Here is a 24,096-nt window from a genome sequence, read left to right as displayed (position 1 = left end):
ATGTTCGTCATCCTGGTCTACGACACCGCCGCTGAACGCAACCCGAAAGTCCTCAAAACCTGCCGCAAATACCTCCACTGGACCCAGCGGAGCGTCTTCCACGGCGAACTCACCGCAGCCCAGTACCGCGCCCTCACCAGCACGCTCAACAACCTGATCGACCCCACCTACGACAGCATCGTCACCTACACCGCCCGATCCCCGGACATGATCGACACCGCGACACTCGGCGCCACTCTCGGCGGGCCAGGCGACATCCTGTGACCAGCACCGCTGCAGTATTCGACGGTCGCCGCAACACCGCCACCTGTGGCGGCTCCCACGGGTACCCTGACCTGGGATTTTACCCTCGGGTCGTGATCAGCCCTGGAGGGCTCGCAACACACTGGGGACGACCCGCCGTCTACGTGCCGGGCGTGTCGTGATCAGCCCTGGAGGGCTCGCAACGTGACGTTGGCGGTGGCGACGAGGGCGCCGGTGGTGAGGGGTCGTGATCAGCCCTGGAGGGCTCGCAACGCTGGGGAGACTGGCACACGGGCTCCCTGCCTGGTCGTCGTGATCAGCCCTGGAGGGCTCGCAACTTGCGCTCAAGGGCCGCCGCGAGCTGGTCCAGGCCCAGGTCGTGATCAGCCCTGGAGGGCTCGCAACGGGCAGGCGATCCCGTCCGCAGTGCGCGGGCAGGGCTCGCAACGTGACGGCGGCGTTGATTGCGGGCCACGCTCGCTGGCCGGTCGTGATCAGCCCTGGAGGGCTCGCAACTGCAGCCCGCTGTGGAGCTCCAGGCGGTCTCGGCGTCGTGATCAGCCCGGGAGGGCTCGCAACCACGCCCGGGGCTGCGGCCCCCGGCCCGGGGCGGGTCGTGATCAGCCCTGGAGGGCTCGCAACGCGCGGCGGATCTCGCGGTTGCGACGCTGGTGGTCGTGTCGTGATCAGCCCTGGAGGGCTCGCAACGCGCCCATAAGCGCCGTACCGCGGCCGGCCCGCAGCGCGTCGTGATCAGCCCTGGAGGGCTCGCAACGTGCGCTCCAGCTCCAGCACCGGCCACAGCGCACGTGTCGTGATCAGCCCTGGAGGGCTCGCAACACGACCGCCCGGATCGGCAGGTCGAGCGGAAGCGTGGTCGTGATCAGCCCTGGAGGGCTCGCAACCACTGCATCAGGCCGTTCGGCGACTCCGCCCAGACCGTCGTGATCAGCCCTGGAGGGCTCGCAACGCGCGGCGGATCTCGCGGTTGCGACGCTGGTGGTCGTGTCGTGATCAGCCCTGGAGGGCTCGCAACGCGCCCATAAGCGCCGTACCGCGGCCGGCCCGCAGCGCGTCGTGATCAGCCCTGGAGGGCTCGCAACGTGCGCTCCAGCTCCAGCACCGGCCACAGCGCACGTGTCGTGATCAGCCCTGGAGGGCTCGCAACACGACCGCCCGGATCGGCAGGTCGAGCGGAAGCGTGGTCGTGATCAGCCCTGGAGGGCTCGCAACCACTGCATCAGGCCGTTCGGCGACTCCGCCCAGACCGTCGTGATCAGCCCTGGAGGGCTCGCAACGCTGACCTCCGGCGACAAGACCGCACGGAAGTGGCCGGTCGTGATCAGCCCTGGAGGGCTCGCAACCGCAACTTCATCAGCCCTTTGAGGGGCAGCGCCAGTCGTGATTAGCCCTGGAGGGCTCGCAACACGTGGACCCCGGCGACGACGATCCGTGGGTGCCGTCGTGATCAGCCCTGGAGGGCTTGCAACAGGAGGGAGTAGGAGGAGGCGAGGTGGCCGCGTCCCGTCGTGATCAGCTCTGGAGGCCGTCCTTCGGAAGCGCACTGCTCCACTGCTTGAGCTCGACCACCACGTACGACGGTTCGCCCGTGCTCGGGTGGACGCCGGCGAGTATGACGTCGGCGCGCTTGCTGTTGAGGGGCAGCGAGTACTCGAGGAGTACCTCCACCATGCCGAGTCCGGCGTCCAGGAGCGCGTTGGTCAGAACCGGGATGCTCCGCTCCCAGGAGCGCACCTCGGACGGGCCGGGCTTGTGGCCGTGCTTGTGAACGAACTGGTCGATGAGACGCACGAACAGTGATCCGGCCAGGCTCTCGGCGGCGACCGCGGACGCGGAGTCGTGGAACAGCAAGACATGCTCCCAGGCAGCACGAAGAGACTCGTGTGGGTGGGGGCATGTCCCTGAAGGGAAGCCCGGCGGGCCGCCCTGACGACAGGGCCAAACCTACAACGGGGAGCCCGAACTCGTACCAGAACGTCTGCATGGGACTCGCTCTTCTACACGAACAACCCGTTCCGTTCAGCATCGCCGGGCGACTATGGGCTGAACTGTCGCCTCAGCAAGGCCAACTTGAGCGGTGGCCCTCCGTAGTATGGCCTCAGCCTGATAAGTTCCGGCTGCGCGCCCAAAGTGACGCCGCGCTGGTGCTTGACTCCTCCATACCGATTACTAGTCTCTTGGCGGCCTCGGCGGTCGGGGAAGCCATGCGGCGTCCATCCGCCGAGACAGTCGAGAATCGCAACAATTCTGACTCCGTCTGTGATGCTGGCTGCCGAACGTGGTCGCCCTTCCGCGGTTGCCGAGGATCGCAATGGCGGCATCGACTGGGTTCGCAATATCGAGGGTCGTGTGGCAGTCATCCTTCGGGGCGTCTGAGGATCGCAACGCCGATTACAAGACCAAGGAGATGACCGGCCAGGGTACGGTTGCCTTCCGGAGCAGCCGAGGACCGCAACGCGTAGGTCGCCGCCGGACCCCGGCCCGCCGGGCCGTGCCGGTCGTCTTCTCGGGCGGCCGAGCAACGGAACATCAGCCAGGCGCTGATGCCTGCGAACCAGCGCCGGCGGCGGTCGTCTTTCAGGCGACCGAGGATCGCAACTTGTTGGTGAGGGAGCCGCGCCAGTCAGCGGACTGATGGCGGTTGCTCTTCGGAGTTGCCGAGGCTCGCAACACCCAGTTCGTGTGGGCCCAGTTGCTGGACGAGTGGCGGTCGTCCTTCGGGGCGGCCGAGGATCCCAACACGCTTCGGCGGGTGATTCGGACAACGAATCGTCTGGTGACGGTCGCTCCCCAGGGCGGCCGGGAGCCGCAACGCCTTGCAGGTGGCGTCAGTCGGCCAAGCGTAGGAGAGTGGCGGTCGCCCCTCGGGGCGGCTGAGGATCGCAACATCCGGGTTGAGCGGGTCGGGGGTACCAGTGCGACGGGTGGCGGTTGCCCTCCCGGGCGGCCGAGGATCGCAACCCTGACGGCGGACGGCTCGCCGCCATCGAGAAACTGGTGGCGGCCGCCCTCTGGGGCGGCCGAGGATCGCACCGCCCACGCTGACCGCTTTACCATCGCCAGCCCGGCCTGTGGCGGTTGCCCTCCGGGGGTGACCGAGGATCGCAACACCGAGGACGGTGTCGAGCACGAGTTCAGCGAGGAGATGGCGGTCGCCCCGCGCTGCGACCGAGTATCGCAACCCCGACGGCGTGTGTCCGCCGACCGCCGACCCGGCGTGGCGGTCGCCCTCAGGGGCGGCCGAGTATCGCAACTTGCTGTCTCCGACGACGACCTCACTGGCGAGGCCGTGGCGGTTGCCCTCTCGGGTGGCCGAGGATCGCAACGGCCAGTTCCCCGAGGCGAACCTGACCGTCTTCCACGTGGCGGTCGTTCTCCTGGGCGGCTGAGGATCGCAACTGCTACCACCCCGGCGCCGCCGCCGATCTCCACCAGTGGTGGTCGTCCTTCGGGGCGACCGAGGATCGCAAGTTGCTCAACAGGTAGAGCGTGTCCGTCCTCGTGGCGTGCAGGTAGCCCTTCGGGACGACCGAGGATCATAACGTGTCGGTCGACTTGGATGATGAGGAGATGGAGCGTCGCGGTCGCCCCCCCCCAGGGCGACCGAGGATCGCAACACCAAGCGCGCCACTCCATCAAGGCCAAGATCAAAGGTGGCGGTCGTTCTCCGGGGCGACCGAGTATCGCAACCATCGTTCCGCGATCCAGCTCGTTTCCGGCGCGCCGCCGTGGCGATCGCCCACCCCGGAGCTGCCGCTGATCGCAACCCACACCTCAGCAGGGCATCGGCCTCGTCGGGACGTGGCGGTCGCCCCCAGGGCGGCTGAGGATCGCAACGACGGCGTCGCCTACCTGTGCCTCAGGGCCGCGTCGTGGCGGTTGCCCCCTCGGGCGGCTGAGGATCGCAACCGCGTGCACGCGGGTCAGGACAGTGATGGACCCGTCGGGTGACGGGGTTGCCGCGGACCTGGTCGGTAGATGGCAGTCGCCCCCTCAGGCGGCCGAGGATCGGACCAAGCTGGACGCCGCGAGCGTTCGGGACGTGTTGGGAGCGGCGGTCCCCGTTTCGGGGGCTGAGGATCGCAACAGCGACATCGACCAGAGCAGGTACGCCTGGGCCGAGGTGGCGGTCGCCCTCCGGGGGCGGCCAAGGATCGCAACCAGTCACCGTCCTCCCACTGCGCGCTGGCCAGGGCGGTGGCGGTCACCCCCGGGGCGACCGAGGGTCGCAATACCGGTATCTCGCCGAGCGCGGCCGGGTCGATCTCGTGGCGGTCGCCCTTCGGGGCAGCCGAGGATCGCAACTCGTACAGCGGGAGGCTTTCGGGGGTGGCGATCAATGTGGCGGTCGCTCTTCGGGGCGGCCGAGGACCGAAACGAGAGGAGCATGTCCGGCGTCGAGGCGGTGGCGGAGTAGCGGTCGCCCTTCGGGACGACCGAGGATTGCAACATCGCTTACGCCCGCGCCGACGTCCCCGCCCTGGTCATGACGGTCGCCCTCTGGGACGATCGAGGATCGCAACCCGTGCTGGCGGGTATGCCGGAGCAACATCAGGGCATGGTGGCGGTTGCCCTTCGGGACAACCGAGGATCACAATCAGTACGGTCCGCTGGTCACCGCGATGACTGAGGCCGGTGTCGGTCGCCCTCCGAGGCGACCGAGGGTCGCAACATCGTCTTGGTGGAGCGGGTCATCAGGGTCCGGATTGGGTGGCGGTCGCCCTTTGGGGCGACCGAGGATCACAACGATGAGTTCGCGCTCGAGCTGCGGGAGGAGGCGACGTGGCGGTTGCTCTTTGGGGTGACCGAGGATCGCAACGCCTCCAGGTCGGTGCGCAGCGCGCGGGCCCGGGCCGTCGTGGTCGCCATCCGGGGTAACGGAGGATCGCAACGGCATCCAGGATATGCTGCCCTGCCGCAAGGCCGACGTGGCGGTCGCTGTCTGGGGCGGGTGAGCGCGTCACCGGTGGTGGTAGCCAGTACCTGGGATTGCTACTTCTCCTCTGGGTAGTTTGGGCTTGTGCAGCGGCTTGGTCGCAGTCGTAACTCCTGTGTAGTGGCGGATGGGTAGCCTTGTGGGTCATGCGTGACGAGCCTCTCTATGCCCACTCGCCCAATGGTGCTGGCCGGTGGCATCTGTTGGGTGATCATCTTCGTGGGTCGGCTGAACTGGCTGCGCGGTTCGGTGCGGTGTTCGGTATGGCTGCCGCGGCTGAGTATCTGGCGCTTGTCCACGATGTGGGGAAGGGCGGGTGTGTGTGGCAGGGCCGGCTGGTGGAGGTTGCTGGTACCGGTGGGACGGTCGGGATCGACCACAAGAGGGCGGGGGTCCGTCTTGCGGCGCAGTGTTTGCCGGGGCCTCTTGCCGGGGTGGTGGAGGGCCATCACGGGGGTTTGCGGTCCTGGGGTGAGATGCGTGCTTTGCTGAGGGAGTTGCGGGCACGGCCCGGCGTTGTGGAGGAGGCGATTCGCCGGGTCGCGGCGGAGGTTCCCGAGATCGAGTCTGCGGGGATCGCGGTACCGCAGTGGCTGTCAGACCCCGACAGTGACAGCGACTTCGCTGATGTCGACCTGATGGTCCGGATGCTTTTCAGCTGCGTCATCGACGCCGATCGCCTGGACACCCGCGCGCACCGCCTGGGCCGGGTTCCGTATGTTCGCCCGGACGCGGACATGGCCGCTCTGGGCAAGCGGTTCGAGGAGGCCCGGAAGGCCATGCTCGCCGGCCGGCAGCCGTCGCGGATCGATGGGATCCGCACGAGCATCTACGAGCAGGCTGTGGCCGCGGCGGACGGTGAGCCGGGGATCTACCGGCTGCACGTGCCGACCGGCGGGGGAAAGACACTGGCCGCAGCCGCGTTCGGACTGCGCCACGCCGCGCGAAACGGTCAGCGGCGGATCATCGTCGCGGTGCCGTTCATCAGCATCACCGAGCAGAACGCCTCCGTCTACCGGAAGATGCTCGGTGAGCGGGACGTCCTCGAACACCACTCCTCCGTCGATCTCGAGCGTGCGGGGTGGGCCCGGTTGGCGGCGGAGAACTGGGACGCGCCGTTCGTGATCACTACCACGGTGCAGCTGTTCGAGTCCCTTTTCAGTCGTTCGCCGTCGAGGATGCGCAAGCTCCACCGGCTGGCCGGAGCGGTGATCGTCCTGGACGAGGTCCAGGCGCTGCCGGACCGGCTGCTGGTTCCCATCCTGTCCGCATTGCGGGGTCTGACCGAGCGGTTCGGCACGACGGTGCTGCTGTCGTCCGCGACACAGCCGGAGTTCAGCAGCATCGACGGCACCGGGCACCGGCACGTCATCCCCGACCCGGCGCCGCTCTTCTCGGCTCTCGAACGCGTCCGCTACGAGTGGCGCGAGGACACCACGCTGGCCGCCATGGCGAGCGAAGCCTCCCGGCACGAGCAGACGCTGATGATCGTCTCGACCACCCGCGACGCCAACGCCGTCCACGAGCAACTGCCCGAGGGTGCCCTGCACCTGTCCACCCGCATGACCTCGGGACACCGCCGGGAGACGATCGAGGAGATCCGAACGCTCCTGGCAGCCAAGCAGTGTGTCCGGGTTGTGTCGACGTCGCTGATCGAGGCCGGCGTCGACCTCGACTTCCCGATCGTCTTCCGTGCCTGGGCCCCGCCGGAGAACCTCCAGCAGGCGGCCGGCCGCTGCAACCGTGAGGGCCGCCTGCACCGAGGAACGGTCGTCGTCTTCAAAGCCCACGACAGCGGCAGGATCCCGGACCCGTCGTACATGCTCTCGCTCGGCATCGCCGCCAACCGCTTCGGCGACGGCCCCGGAAGGGCCGATCCGGACGACCTCACCGCACTCGCCCGCTACTCCAGGACCCGCTACCGGCTCCAGGGCCTCGCCAACCTCGGGGACCCGATCGAGGCGCTGCGCCGGGAACTCGACTTCCCCGCCGTGGCGGAGCAATTCGTCATGATCGGTGAGAGTACGGCGAGCGTCGTCCATGTCCGGCCCGAGCTGAAGCCCGAGGAGCAGGCTGCGGCCCGTGCTGCTATCGACATGCTTCGCACGGGTCAGCCCTGCGGGCCCGAGACCCAGCGCGTCCTGCAGCCCCACATCGCCGGCATCCCCAGGGCCGAGGCGGACGCGGCGCTGGAAGCCGGCCACGCGAAGCTCATCGTCGACGACCTCGTCGAGTGGGTCGGTCCCTACCATCCACAGCGTGGCATCGAGCCGCCGAATCGGTAGCGGTGCCCGGGCGGCTGCCGGCCCCGACCACTCTCGCCCGGAAGCGAGTCGGCTGGCCACGTCGCGAGGGACTCCCTGCGCCTCCTCGCCCTGAGCGTGCGGAGGCCTGACTGCGGTCCGGCGAGGACAGTCGGGTCGGAACGCGCGTGTTGGGTAGGCTCCCGGACCGTGGCGCCGCCTCCTCGGAGGGGTGGCGAGGATCGAAACACAGGCGTGCTGGTGTCTGTCAGCACGTTCGCGCCCCCGTCGGCTTGCCGGCGGGGGCGTCATTGTCAGTGACCCCTGATACACATTCGGCAACGACATGGGCCGTGGGCATCACGGTGCCGTCGAGGCTGTCAAGCCCTCCCGGGAAGCAGCTTCATAGGAGTGCTAGTGATGCTACGGTCCGTGTCTGACACATCGTCACATTGCCCTGGAGAGGGTGATTTCCTTGCCGAGCCATGCCCAGACGCGCTGGCCGGAGCCGCCGGTGACCGTCGAGCTGTGGGGACCACTGGCCTGCTTCACGCGACCCGAACTGAAAGTCGAACGGGTCAGCTACCCCGTCATGACGCCCTCCGCGGCCGTCGGAGCGCTCAGCGCCATCTTCTGGAAACCGGAGATGCAGTACGTCATCCAGTCGATCGAGATCCTCACCCCGATCGACTGGATCAACATCCGACGCAACGAGGTCAAGTCCGTCATCACCGCACCCCGCATCAAGGCCCTGCGCGCGGACCACAAAGAGCGCTACGACGTCGAGCACGACCGGGACCAGCGCAACACCGTGGCGCTGCGCGACGTCGCCTACCGGGTGAACACCCAGATCATCCCGACCCGCAGCGCCAAGGCACCGGCCGCCAAATACCGGGAGCAACTGCGGCGCCGCACCGAGCGCGGCGGGTGCTTCTCGCAGCCCTTCCTCGGCTGCCGGGAGTTCTCCGCGGGCTTCGGCCCCCGCGGATCATGGCCCGGCAGCCCCGCCGACACGAAGGCCGGCCCCATCGAGCGCACGGAGGAACTCGGTGTGATGCTGCACTCGATCAGGTACGGTGACCGCGGCCAGGAGACCTACCACTGGTTTCGCGCCCGCCTGGACAACGGCGTGCTCCACGTTCCGCGACGCCCTCTGGGCGACGACGAGGTCCACATGCCCGCCGGCTCCTGGCGAACCGGAGCCTGACCATGCTGCTGCAACGCCTCACTGAACGCGTCGCCGACCAGGAACACTCCTACACGAAACCGGCGACGATCAAATGGGCCGTGTTCCTCGACGGCGACCTGGCGGACCTCCAGGACATGCGAATGCCCAAGGGCGAGCCCGCGCTCCGCCTGGCCGTGCCGACCTCCACCCGCACGGTCGCCATCGCGCCGTGCCTGCTCGCCGACAACGCCCAGTACGTCTTCGGCGTACCGAAGGCCGACCCCAAAACCGGAGAGGTCAAGGAAAAGGACGCAGCCCGGGCGGCGAAATGCCGCACGGCCTTCGCCGACCTCGCCCGCCAGTGGGCAGCCGCCAACCCCGGCGACCCCACCGCTGAAGCCGTCCTCCGCTTCCTCGCCACCACCATCGACCTGCCGGCCGACATGGCCGCCGGCGACCTGGTCGCCATCAGCATCGACGGCCAGTGGGCCCACCAGCACCCGAGCGCCCTCCAGTTCTGGGCGGACAAGGTCAGCGACTCCAAAGGAGCCGGCAACACCGGACTTTGCCTCGCCTGCGGACACGAACGCCCGCTACTCGCCACCGTTCCAATCTCGATCGCCATGGGCGCCATCCCCGCCAAGCAGGCCAAGAGCACCCAACTCGTCAGCGTGAACACCGCCGCACAAGGCCGCGCCGGCGTCACCGCCGGACTCGCCGCCACGCCCCTGTGCGAGAGGTGCGGGACGGCCGCCACCACCTCACTCGGCGAACTCCTCGCCGACCCGAAACACCGCCGGCGCGCCGACACTGCGGTGACGGTCTGGTGGACCCGCGAACCCGTCAAATGCAACCACTTCGGCAACCTGGACGACCCACAGCCCGAGGACGTCACCAACCTCATCGGGAAGATCTTCAAACCGGGCACCGGGACCACCGAATACTCCGCCGACGTCAACAAGTTCTACTCCGCCACCCTCGGCGCGAACTCCTCACGCGTCGTCGTACGCGACTGGATCGACGTCCCCCTGCCCGTCATCGAAGACTGCCTCGGCCGCTGGTTCCGCGACCACCGATACCTCGACCCCTGGTCACCCCACACCACCCAGGACCACCCGGCCCCGGACACCGACCCGCGCTACCAGGCCTACCCAATCTGGCGACTCACCCTCGCCTGCGCCCGATGGGTCAAGACCGACAAGAAATACCACCCCAAGACCATCCCCGAAGGCCTCGACGAAGCACTCCTCCACAGCGCCCTCCACGGCACACCACCCCCCGCCTGGATGCTCCCCCGACTCCTCGCCCGCATCCGCGCCGACCGCCGCATCGACGGCCCCCGCACCGCCCTCCTACGCCTCGCCCTCACCCGCCACCACGCCCAGGAGCACGGCATGCCCGGCCTCGACCCCAACGCCACCGACCCCGCCTACATGTGCGGCCGCCTCTTCGCCACCCTCGCCGCAGTCCAACGCCGCGCCGCCAAAGACACCGGACGAACCGTCAACACCACCATCACCGACAAATACTTCGGCACCGCCATGAGCAGCCCCGCAACCGTCCTCGCCAACCTCCGCGCCGGCGCCGAGAACCACCTCCGCATCATCCGCCGCCGCAACCAGCCCACCGCCAACGCCCTCGAAGCCCGCATGCGCGACATCTACCACCACCTCAACGACGTCCCCCTGCTGCTCACCGTCCCCGAGCAGGGCCGCTTCGTCCTCGGCTACGAACACCAGCGTGCCGCCGACATCACCGCCGCACGCGCCCACAAGGCTGCCAAGGAGCAGGCCGCCGGGCCGGCCGAGCCCCAGCCCGCCGGGGCCGGCGCGCTCTTCGACGTCTCGGACCTCGTCGAAGCCTCCCCGGCCGATGCCGAAACCGTCTGACCACCCACCCACCGGAAAGCGAGAGCCCACCATGACGATCCCCGCCCACCTCGACCCCGCGCGCAAGCACGACTTCGTGTTCCTCTTCGACATCGTCGACGGCAACCCCAACGGCGACCCCGACAACGGCGGCGCCCCCCGCACCGACCCCATCACCATGCAGGGCTACGTCACCGACGTCGCCCTCAAGCGGAAGATCCGCAACACCGTCGCCCTCCTGAACGCCGGCCGCCCCGGCTACGACATCTACGTGGAAGCCGGCGTCGCCCTCAACGCCCAACACGAGCGCGCCTACGATACCGGCGGCGCCGCCAACGAGTCCGAAGCCCGCGACTGGATGTGCCAGACCTTCTACGACGTCCGCATGATGGGCGCCGTCATGACCACCGGCAAGAACCGCGACCGGACCGCCGGCCGCGTCCAGGGCCCCCTGCAGCTCACGTTCAGCAGGTCCATCGACCCCGTCACCACGATCGAAGTCCCCATCACCCGCGTCACCCCGACCCGAGTCGAGGACCTGGCCACCAAGCAGACGGAGATGGGCACCAAGAACATCGTCCCCTACGGCCTCTACCGCGGCGCCGGCCACTTCTCAGCCCCGCTCGCCGCCAAGACCGGCGTCACCAGCGACGACCTCCACGCCCTTTGGCAGGCCTTCGAAATGATGCTGGAACACGACCGCGCCGCCGCCCGCGCCTCCATGGCCCTGCGAGGCCTCTGGGTCTTCAGCCACTCCGACGCCTACGGCCAAACCCCCGCCCACAAGCTCCTCGATCGCGTGCACGTCACCCCGCTCGGCCACACCGCAGCACGCTCGTACTCCGACTACAAGGTAACCGTCGACGCAGACGTTCCGGAGGGAATCTCCCTCACGGCGCTCGTGGACTAGGTAGTGTCTGCTCAGCATCAGAAGGTCACCGGTGCTGTTGCTGGGCCCACGCTTGCTGGCGGTCGCTCTTAGGGACGGCCGAGGATCGCAACCGCAACGGCACTGTCGACCTTCGGACGGGCAAACTGCGGCGGTCGCCCTGGGCGGCCGAGGATCGCAACAAAACGCCGACGGCGAATCTGGGCGTCAACGGTGCTGCACCGACGGTCGCCCTCCGAGGCGGCCGAGGATTTGCAACGCGAGCGGCACCACATGGTCTATGTCGAGCTGTTTGGGTGGCAGTTGCTCTTGAGCGGCTGAGAATCACAACGCTGAATGGCTGATGGGCCTGCTAGCGGGGTGGGTCACTGGCGGTCGTCCATCGGGGCGGCCGAGGATCGCAACTTGTACGCGCCGGTGGTGCCGATGTAGGCGTACAGCAGCGGCGGTCACCCTTCGGGGCGGCTGAGGTTTGCAACATCTGTCGGGACAGTGGTGAGGAGTCGGTTTAAGAGAGGCGGCCCATCCTCCTCGGCGATCGGTGATCGCACCTGCCCTCGACACCTGGGTCATTGTCGTCGACATGGCTGCTGTCCTTGGGGAGAGCTGAGGGTTGAAACGTCGCCCCGGTCGGTGGCGGGCCAACTCGGCGGGGAATAGTGGTTGTCCCTCGGGGCGTCTGAGGATCGCATCGACAAGAAGGCCGACGAGAGTGCCATGGGCATGAATGTGGCGGTCGCCCCGCTGGGCGGCCGAGGATCGCAACGGCACCAAAGCCGAAGAGCTGGGCACAGCACTGTTGGCGGTCAACCCTGGAGTGGCCGAGGATCGCAACAGGGTCACGTCGGTGCCGGTGAACCCGGCCACCTGGTGGCGGGCGCTCTTCGGGGCGGCCGAGGATCGCAACTGGTACTCCGCTATCGACATGCTCTGGATTTCCTGGGGCGGCGGTCGCCCTCAGGGGGCAGCCGAGGATTGCAACATCGTCATCCTGCGCAAGGGCGATGTCCCCAGGCAGGTGGCGGTAGCCCTCCGGGGGCGGCCGTGGATCGCAACGGCACCAAAGCCGAAGAGCTGGGTCAGGCTCTGTTGGCGGTCGTCTTCCGGGGCGGCCGAGGATCGCAACACCTTGACGGGGCTGTCGTAGCGCTCCTTGATGTAGTTGTGGCGGTCGTCTTCCAGAGCGGCCGAGGATCGCAACCGTGTGATCGACGCAGCCAAGGCAGCGATGGCGCATTGGCGGCCGCCCTCCGGAGCGGCCGAGGATCGCAACCCTGACGCCACCGCAGCCTGCACCCTGTTGCGTGGTGGCGGTTGCCCTTTGGAGCGGCCGGGGATCGAAACGAGACACGGAACTCGGCGACCGGCCTGGTCGTGCGTCGTGGCGGTCGCTCTCTGGGGCGGCCCGGGATTGCAACTCCCGCGCCCAGGCCGAGGTGATGAACTGGGCGGCGGCGGTCGCCCTCGCGGGCGGCCGAGCATCGCAACGAATTCGATGTCGGCGAGAGTACCCACGCCGCAGGCAGTGATGGCCGCCCCTCGGGGCTGCCAGGGATTGCAACGGCCAGCTCGCCGGCCTGCTCACCCAGATCACCCAGTGGCGGTCGTCCTTCGGGGCGGCCGAGGATCGCAACGAACGCGCCTCGCGCATCCCGGGCGACCGCGCGCTGGTGGCGGTCGCCCTCCTGGGCGGCCGAGGATCGCAACAACGTCGCCCGCGTGCAGGAGTACCAGGCCTTGGCCGGTGGCGGTCGCTCTTCGGGGCGGCCGAGGATCGCAACGCGATGCCGCGCTGTCCGCGCACCCAGCGCCGGAGGGTGGTGGCGGTTGCCCTCTTGGGCGGCCAGGATCGCAGTTCCGGTGCGGTGCCGAGCTGGGCCCTGAGACGAGAGTGGCAATCGCTCCCTGGAGCAGCCGAGACCGAGTCGGGGGGACTTGCTGGGGACCACGCGTCGTTCACCACCGTCTCTGAGGCGCCTCTCGGTGAACGAACAGCGCGGGCTGTCTACCGTCTGACGTGCAGGGATGGCTATCGCCGGGCGACTGGGGGTCAAGGGGTCGCAGGTTCAAATCCTGTCGTCCCGACAGTGATGTCGGAAGGCCGTTGGCCGGGAGAAATCCCAGGCCAGCGGCCTTTTTGTTGATGATCCGACAGGTGATGGGTGGCTGCGGCGCAGCCGCTTTGTGATCTTGCTGGGGACCAGCCAGGGACCGCAGCCGTCGGCCGAGGGTCACCGCGATCTGCTGCGGCGACCCCATGGCCGTGCCTACACGAGGTCGCCGGCCTGCCAGCCCGGGGGACCTTGGGCAGTCCGATCAGGGCGTCGATGTTCAGGTGCTCGGTGAGCAGGGCCTTGAGGTTGCGGCCGTCGATGAGGCGGAGGCGGCCGTTGCGGTGGGCGAAGTCGTAGCTGTCTTTGCCGAACCACGAGGTGGTGACGGCGATGCCGTAGCCGGCGTCCTTGTCGTCGATGACGCCGGACATGGCGCGGACGGTGTTCACCGGGACCACGTTCTTGGAGCGTTTGGCCTGGATGGCGAAGATGGTGGATCCGGTCGGGTCGGCCAATGTCGCGACGGCGTCCACGCCGTCGTCGCGGAGCCCTGGGTGCGCCAGGTTTCGTAGCCCATGGCTTCGAAGAGTTTGCGGACCAGGCGTTCGAAGTCGTAGGGGTTCATCTGGAGCAGGTCGGGCCGGCTGTCCAGGGTGGCGACCACGGCGGTGTCGGTGGTGATGCGGTAGTGGGACAGGTCGGTCTCGACGATGGGTGTGACCGGTTCCAGGTCGTGGGGGTGCTTGGAGACGGTGGCGCCGAGCCGGTGGAGGCACTGCTGCGGGTCGAGCCTGGGCTCGTCCAGAACGAGTTCGGCGAAGTCCTTGCGCTGGGCGACGACGCTGACGACGCAGGCCCGGACGGTCTGGCCGGTCGCCCGATCGGTGGTGTTGACGCGGCCGTTGAGGATGACGGTCTCCACGAACGCGGCCGGTGTGGCGGAGAACGCCTCGTCCAGCGCGCGCAGTGCCAGGCGGGCCACGAGCCGTGCGTAGGCCTCGTGGATCTCGGCCTGCTTGGCGGGCTGGGGGATGACCTTGGTCTGCTGCGCGACGTAGCGGTAGGAGGCCACCGGGGGGACGATCTCGTGGTTGGGCAGCTCGACATCGACCAGGAGCTGCTGGGCCTCGGGGACGTAGACCGCCTGGGCCGCGGTCCGGCAGCCCGGGGGACAGGAGAGCGCTGCAGCAGGTCCTCGATCCGCTCCGCGACGCCCTGAGGACCCTCGTGATCGAAGGCCTCTTCGACGTGCGGGTGCCACGCCTCCAGACCTTCGGGGCGCAGCAGCAGGACTGATTCCAGTTCCTCGCTTGCCGGGCTTGCCGTTGGGCTTCCTTCTCGGCCTGGGCGTCCGCGCGCTTCTTCGCCTCCTCCACCCGGCGGCGAGCCGTCTGGCGCTTGGCCAACTCGGCTTCCACGCGGGCGGCTTCCTTGGCTCGGGCGGCCTCCTCGCGTTGGAGGTGCTTCTCGCCGGCGGCCAGGAGCCGGGCGTGTTCGACGGCGGGGTCCACCTTCCGCTGAGCTTTGCCCCGTGACGTGGACACCCTGACACTTGGATCTTGTCGATCCAGGAAGGGAAGTCCAGGTGGGACGTCCGTCGAAGTACTCGGACGAGTTCCGGCATGATGCCGTCGCGCTGTACCGGGCCGCGGAGGGCCGGCGCACGTTCGCGGCCGTCGCGAAGGAGATCGGGGTCAATCACGAGACCCTGCGGAACTGGGTGCGCGCCGCCGACACCGAGCCGGCGTCGACCGGGCAGGTGCTGAACAGCGAGGAGCGGGCCGAACTCGTCCGCCTGCGCAACGCCGAGCGCGAGTGGCAGGCCGAGAAGGAGATCCTGCGCCGGGCAGCGGCCTATTTCGCGCGGGAGATGAAGTGAGGGCCCGCCGCTGGGACTTCGTCTCCACCCACGCCGCCGAGTTCGGCGTCCAGTGGTTGTGCGAGGTCCTGGGCGTCGCCCGGTCCGGGTACTACGCCTGGCGGGCCGGTGCTCCGGCCCGCGCCGAACGGGCGTCGGCCGAGGCCGTGCTCGTTCACGAGATCCGCGGGGTCCACCAGGAGGCACGGGGCGCGTACGGGGTGTCGAGGGTGCACACCCTCACCGCCACCCTCGCCGGCCTCACCGACGAACGCCAGCGCTTCTCCGACGAATACCTGCGCCTACGCACCGACCTCACCCCACAGATGTGGAAGGTCGGAACGGCGGATGCGGTCTCACGGCTGTGCCTGCCAGACGTCGATGTGAAGCCATGCGCGGACTGAAGTTCCACGAGGCACTCCCCGAGCGGCTGGCTCTGGCCACACTCGCCACCAGACTTGCGGACCTCGACTCAGCGGCGGTCGTATTGTCTCAACCGGCTAGGTTCTCGCTCCGGGCGGACTGAAACCGTGGCTCGGGACTATTGGGACACGCGCGGACGGACGCTGGTGTACCCGGACGTAGGGCATATCTCGTACTTCGCTATCGAGTTGGCGGCGGCGTTCCGCGGTGGCTGGCGAGTACACGTTGGCCAAGGCCCAGGGGGTCGTCGAGGGCAGGGTCGAGAGACGTGGTGTCCTCCTGAAACGTGCTCAGCCGTGATGTGTTGCACACATCGAAGAGAAGGCCGGCGAAGCCCTCCCCGGACCGTGCCGCAAAGGAAAGCAACTGATGGCCGCGGCGGGGAATCAGTGGCGTGGGCGGATGAGTCCTCGTCGCGGCTGACGTGCGAGGGTGGGCGCCCGTAGCTGCTGGCCGGGGCCGAGGGCATCGACTGGTTCAGCTCCTTGGAGACGCTGGTCAGTGCATCAGTCGGGGGCGATCTGGGACCACGCGCTATTCACCTCCGCCTTTGAGGGCTTTTGGGTGAACGAACAGCGCGGGCTGTCTACCGCCTGACGTGCAGAGATGGCAATGGCCGGGCGACTGGGGGTATTGCGCGGCTGGGCCTTCGCCCGGGATGAGAATGATCTCTTGATGTACGTATCGCCGCTGAGCATTGTGTACTGACGGCCGCTTCTGCACGTAGGATCGACGGTACTGTTTGCGGCCCGACAGGCTTCCCGCTGAGGACATGCCCCCAACCCGCACGAATCACTCGTGGTCTGGTCTGGGGGAGTCCCTTCGTGCCCATGCTCCTGCTGAAGTTGTCGGCGCAGGATCTGCTCACTCTGAACTCGCGTCGCCGGATGGTGCCACATCTTGCCGAACGGTGGCGAAAGTTCCGGGAGCACGAGGCTTCGGAGACGGAGCGGTTTGCGTGGGCGGAGAGTCTGATTTGTCTGGCGAACGATTTGGTTGCCGCTGATCGTGGCAATGTGCAGATGGTCGTCGAGTGCGCCGCGACTGCTGACGAGGACATCAAGGGGAGCAGTCCCAGGCTCGTGGACGTCGTCCTTGTGGGCCGCCACCCGCGCGAGAATCGGCCGTCCGTCCAGCTGGTGGAGCTGAAGCGTTGGTCGACCGTGACCAGGGTCGAGCGGGCCATTGCGGACCAGGTCTACGTGGCAGGCCTGGCGAAGCCCAAGAAGCACCCTGCGCTGCAACTGCGTGAGTACTACCATGCGTTCACCGGCAGCCGGGGCCCCTTCGGCATGGTCGACATCGAGTGCGGCGGCTTTGCCTACCTGCACAACGCCACTGAGGACTCTGTCCGTCCGCTGATCGACGTGGACGCACCGACGGGTGTCTATGCGCAGGTGTACACCGGTGATCGTCGCCGCCAGTTGCTGACCGACTTGCAGGGACACTTTGCCGCTGACGGCGGCGGCACCGAGGCCGAGCTGCTACTACAGGGCATCGGCGTGCGCAACGCACCGCTGCTCGACGCGATGATGTGGTCCCGGGGCACGGACACGGTCTTCACCCTGCGGGGGCGGCAGAAGGAGGTGGCTGATCAGATCCTGGAGACAGCCGCCAAGGTACTGCCCTCCTCGAAGCAGTCCGCGCTGGTTCCGGACGAGCGACGAGTAGTTTTCCTGGTGACCGGTGGCGCAGGCACCGGCAAGAGCGCTATCGGCCTGCAGATCAAGGCGGAGCTGGAGGCCGCTGGCCGGAACGTCAACTACGCCAGCGGGAGCAGGGCCTTCAACGCGGCGATGCAGGAGCACGTCGGTGTCGGTGACCGGGAGTTCAAGGAGACCTTCACCTACTTCTTCGATTACGTCACGACGCCCGACCCGCTGCTCGATGTTCTGATCTGCGATGAGGCACACCGACTCCGTGACCGCTCCGAGAACCGGTTCTGGCCGCCGGAGAAGCAGGGATCTCGGCCGCAGGTGGACGAACTCCTCGATGCGTCCCGGCTGACGGTGTTCTTCATCGACGAAGGCCAGGTCGTTCGTCCGAAGGAGGTCGGTACGGTCGACCTTATCCAGCAGGCGGCTGATCGGCGCGGAGCCAAGGTGGTGCGGTACGGCCTCCGCGAGCAGTTCCGATGCGGTGGCAGTGACGCGTACGTCCGCTGGGTGCACGCGCTGCTCGGTATGTCGGATGACGAACCTGAGCACTGGACGCCGGACGGCTTGATGCATGTCGAGGTGGTGGACACACCGAACGCGCTCAGGGGCATCATCCTCGGCGAGGAGAGCGCCGGGGCATCCGCGCGTATGGTTGCCGGCTACTGCTGGCCTTGGACCGAGCCTCTGGGCCGGGAGAAGCGACTGGAGCGGGATGTCAGGATCGGTGACTGGCACGAGCCGTGGAACGCGAAGAGCGACAGCTTCTGCGCGGACGGCGTCCCGCCCGGTGTCAGGTGGTCGATGCACAAGAACGGCATCGGCCAGATCGGCTGTGTGTACACCGCACAGGGCCTCGAGTGGGACTGGTGCGGAGTGATCATGGGCGATGACATGGTGCGCCGGGACGACCAGTGGGTGTTCCGCCGAGGCAAGGAGACGGAGAAGTCGGCGCAAGGTGTAAGACGGGTGAGAGTTCCAGGATCGCTTGATCCGAAGGTCAGTGCGAGCAGCGTCGGTGACGAGGAGTTCGCCCGCCTGATTCGGCACGCCTACCACGTGCTGATGACCCGGGCCAGCCGGGCGACGGTGCTCTATTCCACGGACGAGGAGACCCGGGCCTACCTCAAGGGCCTTGTCGGGGAGACCGAGATCCACGGATTGCGGCCGACTCGGGAGAGCTTGCCATGGCATCACGCCCGTCCGAAGCGGGGACGGAAGAAGCCCAAGAACGACCTTCGCTTGTTCTGACCGAAGGTGTGGAAAGGGTGGACGTGGCGGGCTCGCCGGGCCCGCCACTGACCTGCGTCAGAAGAGCAGGTGCGCCACCGAGGTCAGCGCCGCCACCAGCATGTTGGAGGCGACTCCGACGGCGATGTCGGTGAGGATCTTGCGGATCCGTCCACGACGCGCAGGCTTGTACTCGATCGAGGTCATGCGGCCATCCCCAGGTAGTGATATCGGAATGGCAGGGGGCACCCTACCGGGCAACCACGCTCACGTCAGATGTTGACCACCTGACGGGCACAACCATCCGTCAATCGCCGCCTGTCGAGGGCGCACGGAACCTAGGCCTCGTACCCTCCGGGAAGGTGCGCAGCGCAATGATGCTACCGCGTGGACGCGTTGGCGTCGGGGATCAGCGAGCGGAACCTCGCAGGACGCACGCCGGTCCGCCGCCATGCCCCTCAGGGGCAGAGGCAAAGGGCTCACCGTCGGCGCGCGAAGCTGTCGTGTCAGTGCTGCCGTGGGATGGGCAGGGGCTCATGGCGGTGCCAGATCAATGACCTGTCCTCGCGGCGGAGTTCCGCGGATTCCCACTCAAGGCGGATCACACCGTCGGCCAGGGAGCAAGCGCAGGCGACGAGAACGAGCTTGGTGTCCGGTGAGAGGCGTGCGAGATCTGAATGAGGTTCGTCCTCGTCCGGGGAATGCTGGGAACGAGCACGGTCGGACCGGAAGCGGGCGCATGTGCGTTGGTGATCCCACGACGGGCCGGATGAGGTCGACAACGGTCTGTGCCTGCGCTCCTTGCACCACAAGCTTTTCGACAAGGGCGTCCTGGGTCTTGGGGAGGGGCGCCGCATACCCGTCTCACAGCGCTTCGTCGGACGCAGCGAGGCAAGCCGCCAGCACGTGCTGGCGTTGGCCGGACGGCCGGTCACGGCCCGCAGGCAGGGGCTCCACTGGTCGCAGGCCTGCACCGGCGGTGGCACGGCGAACAGGTCTTCCGAGGCGAACCCGGGGAGCCCGTCGGCCCGGCGCGGTGAGTGCCGATCAGCCGCGACGGCCGTGCGCCACCTCGATCTGCTCCACCTGTTGGCCGGCCACCAGGTTCCGCAGTTTGGCGCGTGTCTCCGGGTCCGTCGAGTACACGACCGTTCCGATCATGCCGCGTGTCAGGAGCACCTTGTAGGTGTTGCGGATCAGGCGGTCGATGTCGGCGTCGGTGGTGGACTTGCGGAAGACGGGGTCCTTGGACGCCGTCCGGTCGGTGATCCACTGGTCGGTCCGCCAGATGAGGTCGGGCCCGAGGATGACGCCGCTCCAGTCGTACTCGAAGCCCTGGGCGGTGTACACGCAGCCGACCTGGCCGAAGCCGGCCGGGTCGGTGGCCCACAGCGCGGCTGGTGGGGCGCCGGCGATCGAGCGGTCGCCGTAGACGTTCCACGGGCGGGCCCAGTCACCGATGTGCACGTCGAGGGGGAGCTGGTCTCCTGGGGCCACCTTCGTGGTCCACTTCCAGCAGTACCCGGCCGACATGCGGGCGCCGTATCCCTCCGCGCGGCGGGCGTCGAGGAACGCCTCCAGTTCCTGGGGGCTGTCGACCACATCCAGGGCGACCTTGCCGTCGGGCTCCCAGCCGACCGGGCCGCCGGGCTCGAGGCCCAGGAGGCGCACCACCCAGTGCAGGTAGGCGTCGCTGCCGCCGCAGCGGAACTGGCTGTCCAACTCCACCACTTGGCAGCCCAGGCCCTTCACGGCGGCGGCCGCCCGGATCTGGGCCACAGTGCCCATCTCGCCAGGCCGGACGACCTGGTGCTCGTCCAGCAGGAAGACAGGCACCCGGGCGGCGTCGATCAGCTCCTCGATCTGGGGCTTGCCGGTGCGCTGGGCGGCCCGCGTGTAGCGGTTGGCCGACGTCTCCCGGATCCGGTGGGCCTCGTCGCAGATCAATACGTCCAGCCCGTTGCGTTCGGCGGTCATGAAGCTGTTGAAGTACTTGAACAGGTCCTGGACCTCACGCTTCCGCGCGCCGGCGATCCGGCGCATGGTGGTGGTGAATGAGCTGGACCCGGTCGCGTGCAGGGCCGTGACGCCACGCCGGTACAGATCGCCCAGGAGGGACAGCGCGATGACGCTCTTCCCGGTACCCGGGCCGCCCGTGATGACGACCACCTCCTTGTGGTCGGACTGCTGCGCCTGGCGTACCGCGCGCAGCACCAGCTCATAGGCGACCCGCTGTTCGTCCAGCAGGACGAACTGCTCGCGCTCGCGGACCTCGTCGGCGGCGACCGCCATCAGCTGCTTGGACGGGGCCACCTTGCCCGCAAGCAACTGGTCCGCAGCCTCCGCGCCGGAGACCGGCTTCAGCTTCGAGCGGAGGTACTGGATGAACTCCCCTCGGCGCTCGGCCGTGAAGAGCCGGCCGCGATCGTCCTGCGGCACCTCGTACAGGCCCTGGACACCGAACTCCGTCGCGTTGTGGAGGAAGGCAACGCCGGACAGCCGCTCGGGATGCGCCGCGAGCGCGCCGTTGAAGGAGATCAGGTAGTCGCAGTAGCCGCGGACCTGCTCGATCGGGTTCAGCACCGGCCGGGTGTACGCGTCGACCCGGCAGAGCAGCGGATCGCCGTCCTCCGGAAGCGCGCTGCTCCACTGCTTGAGCTCGACCACCACGTACGATGGTTCGCCCGTGCTCGGGTGGACGCCGGCGAGTATGACGTCGGCGCGCTTGCTGTTCAGCGGCAGTGAGTACTCGAGGAGCACCTCCACCATGTCGAGCCCGGCGGCCAGGAGCGCATTGGTCAGGGCCGGGATGCTCCGCTCCCAGGAACGCACCTCGGACGGGCTGGGCTTGTGGCCGTGCTTGTGGACGAACTGGTCGATGAGGCGCACGAACAGTGATCCGGCCAGGCTCTCGGCAGCGACCGCGGACGCGGAGTCGCGGAACAGCAAGACATGCTCCCAGGCAGCACGAAGTGACTCGTGCGGGTGGGGGCATGTCCCTGGAGGGAAGCCCGGCGGGCCGCGCTGATGACAGGGCTAAACCTACAGCGGAGAGTCTGAGCTCGTGCCCGAACACCTGAGCCTCCACCAACGCATGGCGGACCGGGGAATGGGTGACGGGGGAGGCTTGCGTGGCCGACGGAGCCCCGGAGCGGCCCCGTCTGGACCGGGCTACTCCAACGGCTTGGGCCACGAGAACTGCGACGGAGCCGGGGAGGGTCTGGAGCGGGGAGAACCGGGGACCACGCGTCGATCACCATTGCCTCTGAGGCGTCTTTCGGTGAACGAACAGCACGGGCTGTCTACCGTCTGACGTGCAGCGATGGCTACGGCTGGGCGACTGGGGGGCAAGGGGTCGCAGGTTCAAATCCTGTCGTCCCGACAGTGATGTCGCTCGTGAGGGCCGGTACTTGGGAAACCAGGTGCCGGCTTCTCCTGTTTCGGTGTCAGCTGGTGGTCGCCGGGCCACATCGGCCTGGGGGTGGACGGTTCTTCTGTTCGTGCCTGTTGGTATGTGGGTACTTGGCGGTGCGGGCGTGGGTCTGGTGCCGTGGGCGGCGGGCGCGGCAGGCTGGGCGGTCGACTGCGGCGCGGTCGGCATCGTTGAGGACCGAGGCGACGGCGTCGACTGCCGCGCGGGCGGCGAGGAACGTCAGGTCCGTATAGATGTTCGCGCTGGTGGACAGGGTGCGGTGGCGCAGGGTCTTGGAGGCGACGGTCAGTGGGACTCCGGCTGCGGTGGCGAGGTCGGCGGTGAGGTGGCGTAGGTCGTGGAGGGCGATGTGGGGGACGCCTGCCTTGTCGCAGAGCAGGTGGAAGCGGTCGAGGGCGGTCTTGGGGTGCAACAACCAGGTGGTGCTGACCAGGCCGAAGACCAGAGGCGGCAAGGCGTGGGTCGCCCTGTCCGACCGCGTCGTCGAGGCCCTCGAAGACCGGGCCGGATCACGAGCCTTCGGCCAGCTCACCCCCGCCGGAGGCAACGTCTTCCACCGCCACGGACGACCTCTGTGCTCGGCACGAAGAGCATCGCAGCAAAAGGCGGATAGGTGGCCGGCAGAGCCCGCCCGCACGCCGCCGCCAAGTCGACCCCACGACCGAACCGCGTCGGCAACCAGATCGCGGGTGGTGTGAACCGCGGTACGGCCGGGCTCGGATCCTGCGTCGTACGGAAACCGGTCGCTGCTGGTCAGGCCGCGTATCGGTACTCGTTGAACTCCGCTGAGCACTCGGGTGCGGAGAAGCCGGTGAGCGGTCAAGGCCGGCTTCCGTAACCTGCTGCCGGAGGAAGCGGCATCAATGATGTTTTCCCCGGATGTCATTCGGTGGTTGTGACGCGGAGGCCGGAGGGCGGTCACGGGGCTTTGAGGGGGAGGGCGGCGTGGACGCGGACGCCGCCGTCGGGGCGGGGGCTGGCGTCGAGGCAGCCGTTGACCATGGCGACGCGTTCGCGCATGCCGACCAGGCCGTGGCCGTGGCCGTCGGCGCCGCCGGTGGTGAGGTGTTCGTCCGTGCTGCCTCGGCCGTCGTCCTCGACCAGGACGATGAGTTCGCGTTCACCGAAGTCGACGGCGACGCGGGCGCGGGCGGCGGGGCCGCCGTGTTTGCGGACGTTGGTGAGGGCCTCCTGGACGATGCGGTAGACGGTCAGTTCGACGCCGCGGGGCAGTGTGCGGGGGCGGCCGCTGGTGGTGTAGTCGACGGGGAGGCCGGCGGTGCGGACCTGTTCGAGGAGTTCGGACAGTTCCTCGACGCCGGGTTGAGGCACGTATTCCTTGGCGGTCTCGGAGGTGCGCAGGACGCCGAGGACGCGGCGCATCTCGACGAGGGCCTGTCGGCCGGTGGAGGCGATGGTGCCGAGTGCCTCCTTGGCCTGCTGGGGGGAGCTGTCGAGGACGTGGGCGGCGCCGTCGGCCTGGACGATCATGGCGGAGACGTTGTGTGCGACGACGTCGTGCAGTTCACCGGCGATACGGGCGCGTTCGGCGGCGACGGCGACCTTGGCTTGGGCGTCGCGCTCGCGCTCGAGGCGGGCGGCGCGGTCCTCCAACTCGGTCAGGTAGGCGCGGCGGATCCGGGTGAGCCGCCCCCACGCCCAGCAGAGGACGAAGGGGGTGGACAGGAACCCGGAGAGTACGACCGCCCGCAGCCAGCCGGACGTGGGCCCGACGGCTTCGAAGCGCCAGACCGTCAGCGGGCCGGCGAGGGCACAGGCGGCCAGCGCCAGCCGGGAGGCCCAGGGAGGGCCGAACGCGGCACCGGCGTAGGTCAGGGCGAGGTAGCCGACGCCGACCGGGCCCGGTGGAACGGCGAGAGCGAGCTGGCCGGCCGCCAACACCGCGCCGCCGACGACGGCCGGCCCGGACGCCCGGCGTCGGACGGCGACCAGTACGGACATCAGCACGACCGCGATCACCGGCCCTGGTCCGCCGCCGCGCGGCGCGTCCAGTAGGCCGATCAACAGCAGCAGCCCCGCCCAACCGGCGTCGACCGTCATCGGGTGGTGGCGCA

16 protein-coding genes, 1 pseudogene and 1 CRISPR repeat array are annotated in these 24,096 nt (G+C 68.4%); of the genes and pseudogenes, 12 read left to right on the top strand and 5 right to left on the bottom strand.

What is annotated here, in order from left to right; genetic code table 11:
* The 7 genes from cas2 (at position 1) to AB0P03_RS13665 (ending at position 12,515) form a co-directional block, all read left to right on the top strand.
* Complete coding sequence (gene cas2, locus AB0P03_RS13695) at positions 1 to 264, top strand: CRISPR-associated endonuclease Cas2 (protein WP_363628917.1); 264 nt, start codon at positions 1 to 3, stop codon at positions 262 to 264.
* An 89-nt stretch (positions 265 to 353) separates the two neighbouring features.
* Positions 354 to 1,798: a CRISPR direct-repeat array (repeat unit 28 nt; unit sequence TCGTGATCAGCCCTGGAGGGCTCGCAAC).
* Positions 1,799 to 1,860: 62 nt separating this feature from the next.
* Entirely contained in the window at positions 1,861 to 2,064 is a 204-nt protein-coding gene (locus AB0P03_RS13690; protein ID WP_363628915.1) for a hypothetical protein, read from the top strand.
* 3,282 nt (positions 2,065 to 5,346) lie between these two features.
* Positions 5,347 to 7,485 (top strand): CRISPR-associated endonuclease Cas3'', encoded by a 2,139-nt coding sequence (locus AB0P03_RS13685; RefSeq protein WP_363628913.1) that lies wholly within the window; start codon positions 5,347 to 5,349, stop codon positions 7,483 to 7,485.
* 472 nt (positions 7,486 to 7,957) lie between these two features.
* Complete coding sequence (gene cas5c, locus AB0P03_RS13680; RefSeq protein ID WP_363628911.1) at positions 7,958 to 8,650, top strand: type I-C CRISPR-associated protein Cas5c; 693 nt, start codon at positions 7,958 to 7,960, stop codon at positions 8,648 to 8,650.
* 2 nt (positions 8,651 to 8,652) lie between these two features.
* On the top strand, positions 8,653 to 10,500 hold the full coding sequence (cas8c, locus tag AB0P03_RS13675) for a type I-C CRISPR-associated protein Cas8c/Csd1 (RefSeq protein ID WP_363628910.1): 1,848 nt from the start codon (positions 8,653 to 8,655) through the stop codon (positions 10,498 to 10,500).
* A 31-nt stretch (positions 10,501 to 10,531) separates the two neighbouring features.
* On the top strand, positions 10,532 to 11,389 hold the full coding sequence (gene cas7c / locus AB0P03_RS13670) for a type I-C CRISPR-associated protein Cas7/Csd2 (protein WP_363628908.1): 858 nt from the start codon (positions 10,532 to 10,534) through the stop codon (positions 11,387 to 11,389).
* A gap of 706 nt (positions 11,390 to 12,095) precedes the next feature.
* Entirely contained in the window at positions 12,096 to 12,515 is a 420-nt protein-coding gene (locus AB0P03_RS13665) for a hypothetical protein (protein ID WP_363628907.1), read from the top strand.
* A 903-nt stretch (positions 12,516 to 13,418) separates the two neighbouring features.
* Here the strand turns inward: AB0P03_RS13665 and AB0P03_RS13660 are convergent.
* The gene (locus AB0P03_RS13660) at positions 13,419 to 14,198 is read right to left on the bottom strand and encodes a restriction endonuclease (protein ID WP_363628905.1); all 780 of its coding nucleotides are present in this window, start codon (positions 14,196 to 14,198) and stop codon (positions 13,419 to 13,421) included.
* Between the two features lie 534 nt (positions 14,199 to 14,732).
* Here AB0P03_RS13660 and AB0P03_RS13655 point away from each other — a divergent pair.
* The 4 genes from AB0P03_RS13655 to AB0P03_RS13640 all read left to right on the top strand — a co-directional run bounded on the left by AB0P03_RS13655 (position 14,733) and on the right by AB0P03_RS13640 (position 18,609).
* Positions 14,733 to 14,957 carry a hypothetical protein gene (locus tag AB0P03_RS13655; RefSeq protein WP_363628904.1) on the top strand — a complete coding sequence of 75 codons (225 nt, stop codon included), beginning with the start codon at positions 14,733 to 14,735 and terminating at the stop codon, positions 14,955 to 14,957.
* Between the two features lie 17 nt (positions 14,958 to 14,974).
* The gene (locus tag AB0P03_RS13650; RefSeq protein ID WP_363586123.1) at positions 14,975 to 15,301 is read left to right on the top strand and encodes a transposase; all 327 of its coding nucleotides are present in this window, start codon (positions 14,975 to 14,977) and stop codon (positions 15,299 to 15,301) included.
* Complete coding sequence (locus AB0P03_RS13645; RefSeq protein WP_363628902.1) at positions 15,298 to 15,684, top strand: hypothetical protein; 387 nt, start codon at positions 15,298 to 15,300, stop codon at positions 15,682 to 15,684. Before AB0P03_RS13650 ends, AB0P03_RS13645 begins: the two co-directional genes overlap by 4 nt.
* A gap of 849 nt (positions 15,685 to 16,533) precedes the next feature.
* On the top strand, positions 16,534 to 18,609 hold the full coding sequence (locus AB0P03_RS13640; protein ID WP_363628901.1) for a DUF2075 domain-containing protein: 2,076 nt from the start codon (positions 16,534 to 16,536) through the stop codon (positions 18,607 to 18,609).
* A 57-nt stretch (positions 18,610 to 18,666) separates the two neighbouring features.
* Here AB0P03_RS13640 and AB0P03_RS13635 read toward each other — a convergent pair whose 3' ends face one another.
* Positions 18,667 to 18,795 carry a DUF6408 family protein gene (locus AB0P03_RS13635; RefSeq protein WP_363586125.1) on the bottom strand — a complete coding sequence of 43 codons (129 nt, stop codon included), beginning with the start codon at positions 18,793 to 18,795 and terminating at the stop codon, positions 18,667 to 18,669.
* Positions 18,796 to 19,286: 491 nt separating this feature from the next.
* On the opposite strand from AB0P03_RS13635, the pseudogene AB0P03_RS13630 reads away from it, so the two are divergent.
* Positions 19,287 to 19,628 (top strand): annotated as a pseudogene (locus AB0P03_RS13630) (HNH endonuclease); the annotation flags it as partial.
* A gap of 7 nt (positions 19,629 to 19,635) precedes the next feature.
* Here the strand turns inward: AB0P03_RS13630 and AB0P03_RS13625 are convergent.
* The 3 genes from AB0P03_RS13625 to AB0P03_RS13615 form a co-directional block, all read right to left on the bottom strand.
* Positions 19,636 to 21,537: a DNA/RNA helicase domain-containing protein gene (locus AB0P03_RS13625; protein ID WP_363628899.1), complete on the bottom strand. Its 1,902-nt coding sequence runs from the start codon at positions 21,535 to 21,537 to the stop codon at positions 19,636 to 19,638.
* 497 nt (positions 21,538 to 22,034) lie between these two features.
* A complete protein-coding gene (locus AB0P03_RS13620) occupies positions 22,035 to 22,475 on the bottom strand; it encodes a hypothetical protein (protein ID WP_363628897.1) in 441 nt (146 codons plus the stop codon).
* Between the two features lie 464 nt (positions 22,476 to 22,939).
* Positions 22,940 to 24,082: a sensor histidine kinase gene (locus AB0P03_RS13615; protein WP_363629154.1), complete on the bottom strand. Its 1,143-nt coding sequence runs from the start codon at positions 24,080 to 24,082 to the stop codon at positions 22,940 to 22,942.
* Between the last annotated feature and the right edge of the window lie 14 nt (positions 24,083 to 24,096).

This window comes from Kitasatospora sp. NPDC088779, assembly GCF_040685395.1.
Taxonomy (GTDB): domain Bacteria; phylum Actinomycetota; class Actinomycetes; order Streptomycetales; family Streptomycetaceae; genus Kitasatospora.
The sequence above is the reverse complement of the archived record's forward strand: the minus strand, read 5'-3'. Positions and strand labels throughout refer to the sequence as shown.

Excerpts from the sequence above, each read along its gene's own strand:
- AB0P03_RS13685 (WP_363628913.1), top strand. The coding sequence starts at position 5,347 with ATGCGTGACGAGCCTCTCTATGCCCACTCGCCCAATGGTGCTGGCCGG.
- cas2 (WP_363628917.1), top strand. The coding sequence starts at position 1 with ATGTTCGTCATCCTGGTCTACGACACCGCCGCTGAACGCAACCCGAAA.
- cas8c (WP_363628910.1), top strand. The coding sequence starts at position 8,653 with ATGCTGCTGCAACGCCTCACTGAACGCGTCGCCGACCAGGAACACTCC.
- cas7c (WP_363628908.1), top strand. The coding sequence starts at position 10,532 with ATGACGATCCCCGCCCACCTCGACCCCGCGCGCAAGCACGACTTCGTG.
- AB0P03_RS13640 (WP_363628901.1), top strand. The coding sequence starts at position 16,534 with ATGCTCCTGCTGAAGTTGTCGGCGCAGGATCTGCTCACTCTGAACTCG.
- AB0P03_RS13635 (WP_363586125.1), bottom strand. The coding sequence starts at position 18,795 with ATGACCTCGATCGAGTACAAGCCTGCGCGTCGTGGACGGATCCGCAAG.
- AB0P03_RS13615 (WP_363629154.1), bottom strand. The coding sequence starts at position 24,082 with ATGACGGTCGACGCCGGTTGGGCGGGGCTGCTGCTGTTGATCGGCCTA.
- AB0P03_RS13665 (WP_363628907.1), top strand. The coding sequence starts at position 12,096 with ATGTGGCGGTCGCCCCGCTGGGCGGCCGAGGATCGCAACGGCACCAAA.